Consider the following 708-nt stretch of genomic DNA (forward strand, 5'->3'; position numbering starts at 1 on the left):
TGGATAGACTTGGCTCATGCTGGCCCAGTAGAGACCGGGTAGTGGCGTGGCAATTGGCGGGATGTTGCGACTATGATTGATTGGCACGATTGGTTGGGCGTACGTTTCGCGGTGTAGCCAGTAGGCACGCACCCACTCGCGCTGGAAGGCGGGATTGATCTGGCGTAGTGCCGGCAGAAAGCGTTCGAGCAACTCATCCGGCGCTAGCCGAAAATACTCGTGATCGGGATCGAGGTAGTCGCCGCAGTAGATCAGGTGATCGCCGCCGTAATGCTCTGGTTCGATGAAGTTGGTGTGCTCGACCAGCGCCAGAAATGGGAATTCGTCTTTGGGCAGGTTAAGCCAATAGATGCCATTGGTGAGCGGGCGGCGCAGCGCGATTGTCATCACCACCGCCCCCATCGAGCGCAACTGGCGTAGTTGGCCAAGGTAATCAGCGGGCAGATGAGGAACCAACCGTGCCAACAGCCCCGGCGCACCGGTGACAAGCAATGCGTCATAATCGGCGGGTGGCTGATCGCCGGCCAACACATGCCAGCCGGCGGCAGTTTGGCGAACCGCCTTGACCGGCGTTTGCCGCCACACCTGCACCCCGCGTTGTATGCAGGCCGCGCACAACCCATCGGCAAATGCCTGAAAACCGCCCTGAAAATAGCCCAATTTAAAGCTACGCGCCCGCAACCGCGCCCACAGCCATGCCATGTTTAC

1 protein-coding gene is annotated in these 708 nt (G+C 59.7%); it reads right to left on the bottom strand.

Annotated elements, in window-relative coordinates:
* Positions 1 to 708: FAD-dependent oxidoreductase (locus tag NZU74_20430; protein MCS6883696.1), on the bottom strand; the 708-nt coding region annotated here is incomplete at both ends.

This window comes from Chloroflexaceae bacterium (genome assembly GCA_025057155.1).
Classification (GTDB): Bacteria; Chloroflexota; Chloroflexia; order Chloroflexales; family Chloroflexaceae; genus JACAEO01.